This window comes from Priestia sp. P5_B4, from assembly GCF_056400385.1.
Genome location: NZ_JBFULJ010000558.1, coordinates 1 through 2,528, shown reverse-complemented (window position 1 = coordinate 2,528; position 2,528 = coordinate 1). Strand labels below are relative to the sequence as shown.

The window sequence follows — 2,528 nt, the reverse complement described above, 5'->3', positions numbered from 1 at the left end:
GATAAGCTCCTTTGCCTGGTAAATTGATGTATTRCTATGAAATAAGCTTCGATAAAAAGGAATAAAAGAACGTAACATATACTACTAAATGAAATGCAGAGYGGCAGTGACTTTTATCACACCACAACCTAGTATTTCATCTTTTTACCAAAAAAGATAGGGTGTTTTACCGTCGCTGCTTATAAAAACTTTTATTCTTTCTGCTTGACCTAGAGTTAACTCTATGGTTTATCTTGTAGTAGTATCATTTCAAGGAGGGGCTTTATATGAAGTATCATACAATTGCTAATACTGACTTACACGTATCAAATTTGATTATGGGAAATATGCGTTTAACWGAGCTTTCTTTACAAGAAGCAGAGAAGCTAATCCGCACAGCGATGGAAGAAGAAATTAACTTTTTTGACCATGCTGATATTTACGGTCCTGATTATGTGGGACAATGCGAAGAGTATTTTGCAAACGCTATACAAATGAATTCAAGTCTTCGTGAGAAAATGGTGATTCAAAGTAAATGCGGCATTAACGCAGCGAAAAATTACTATGACTTTTCAAAGAAGCATATCATAGACTCTGTTAACGGCAGCTTAGAGCGCTTAAAAACAGATTACTTAGATCTTTTATTACTTCATCGCCCAGATCCGCTAATGGATCCTGAAGAAGTAGCAGAAGCGTTTAATGAGCTTCAAAGCAGCGGAAAGGTACGTCATTTCGGTGTGTCGAACCACAACCCAGCGCAAATTCAGCTGCTTGAAAAATATATCAACCAAAAGCTTGTCGTAAACCAAGTGCAGTTCAGCATTGCACATACGCCAATTATAGACTCTGGTATTTCTTTAAATATGGGCATCGACCAAGCTGTGAACCGCGACAGCAGCGTGCTTGAATATTGCCGTTTAAATGATATAACCCTTCAAGCGTGGTCGCCATTTCAAAACGGATTTTTCGAAGGACCTTTCTTAGGCGACAAAGAGAAATTTGGAAAGCTAAACGAAGTGATTGATCGCATCGCAAGTAAGTATAGCGTGACGAATACAGCGATTGCCGTTGCGTGGATCACAACTCATCCTGCAAATATTCAAGTGGTGCTTGGTACTACAAATATTCAGCGTATGAAAGATGCAAGTAAAGGTTCAGAAATCAAGTTAACGCGCGAAGAGTGGTACGATATTTATAAAGCCGCTGGCAACATGGTGCCTTAAGCGCTGCAGTTCTTAAAATAAAGCAGGTAACTCCGTTCGAATATGGAACGGAGTTACCTGCGTTTTACGATAAGTAACTACTGGTTAAGCTAGAAAAAGATTTAGCAGCAGCTCAATTATTTTTGTGACGCCAAGACCTAACAAAAAGGCAATAAAACCGCCAATTACAATGGTAAGCATCATGTGAGCAGTATTCATCGTATTCATCCTTTCAGGTTTAAATATATGTTGCTTGCTGCTTGTACAAAAAGTCTGCAGCATAAAGAGCTCAATGAAGAAGACTATAAAAGAATAAATCCTCGAGATAACTAGAGGTCAAGACAAACTCATCATGTTTTTCTGAGAAGTTTAAGGTGTAGGAGGAAGCAGTATGACGTATACCATTTCACAAGTGGCAAAAAAATTGAACGTGACAATTTATACCATTCGCTATTATGATAAAGAAGGGCTTTTTCCATTTTTAGATCGTACAGCGTCAGGGAATCGTATTTTTAAAGAACAAGATATTGAATGGATTGATTTAATCTGCTGTTTAAAAAGCACAGGTATGCAAATCAAGGACATTCGGACGCTTATTGAAAACTGTACGCTTGAAAATGCCGTGCTTGATAAAAGTCTGCAAATGCTGATGGATCATAAAAAAGCGGTACAAAAAGAAATTGAAGAAATCCATCACAAGCTTGAGACGATTGATTATAAAATTAAGCACCTGCCGGAAATGTACGAGCGAATTGTTAACAAGCCTTCAAACTAAATAAAAAAGGAAGCGTAAAAATGATCGAAAAAGTAGTACCTCTCACTGCGGAGAATATGCAGCAGTGCATTAACTTGTATATGAATGTATTTACAAAAACACCTTGGAATGAGCCGTGGACAGAGAAATCTGCTAGAGAAAGGCTGACTGATTTACTGAACACACCTAAATTTATGGGCTATTTATTTTATGACCAAGGAGAGTTGATTGGAATGATTGCAGGTCACGCGAAAAAATCATACAGTAGTATGACCTTTTACGTGGCCGAGCTTTGCGTCAGCGCAAGCGCGCAGGGAAAAGGGTACGGTTCAGCTATCTTAAGCCGGTTTGAGAACGAACTTCAAAAACACGAGATTAACAGCTTGTATCTCTTGACGGCGACTGGAGGAGCTGCACAGGCTTTTTATGAAAGAAACGGCTATAGTGTCAATGATCAGCGCGTTGTCTTGAAAAAAACGTTTGTTTAATGTTTAGCACCTACATAGAGCAGGAAGAGAGTTGCAGAGTGACTCTCTTTTTAATTAATCTTTTTATCTATTAATATGTAGAAGAAAAGGAAGTATGAACAAGAA

Annotated in this window: 4 protein-coding genes; 3 read left to right on the top strand and 1 reads right to left on the bottom strand. The window is 38.2% G+C overall.

The window, feature by feature from the left end; all coding sequences use genetic code 11:
- The first annotated feature begins 266 nt into the window (after window positions 1–266).
- Window positions 267–1,202 (top strand): aldo/keto reductase, encoded by a 936-nt coding sequence (locus AC1DRF_RS22925; RefSeq protein ID WP_034650444.1) that lies wholly within the window; start codon window positions 267–269, stop codon window positions 1,200–1,202.
- Between the two features lie 84 nt (window positions 1,203–1,286).
- On the opposite strand, the gene AC1DRF_RS22920 is transcribed toward AC1DRF_RS22925, so the two are convergent.
- Complete coding sequence (locus AC1DRF_RS22920) at window positions 1,287–1,409, bottom strand: hypothetical protein (protein ID WP_286206801.1); 123 nt, start codon at window positions 1,407–1,409, stop codon at window positions 1,287–1,289.
- A gap of 163 nt (window positions 1,410–1,572) precedes the next feature.
- Between AC1DRF_RS22920 and AC1DRF_RS22915 the strand changes: the two genes are divergently transcribed.
- Entirely contained in the window at window positions 1,573–1,956 is a 384-nt protein-coding gene (locus tag AC1DRF_RS22915) for a MerR family transcriptional regulator (protein WP_025751010.1), read from the top strand.
- Between the two features lie 20 nt (window positions 1,957–1,976).
- Window positions 1,977–2,423, top strand: coding sequence for a GNAT family N-acetyltransferase (locus AC1DRF_RS22910; protein ID WP_043981356.1), 447 nt, complete (start codon window positions 1,977–1,979; stop codon window positions 2,421–2,423).
- Window positions 2,424–2,528: the final 105 nt, after the last annotated feature.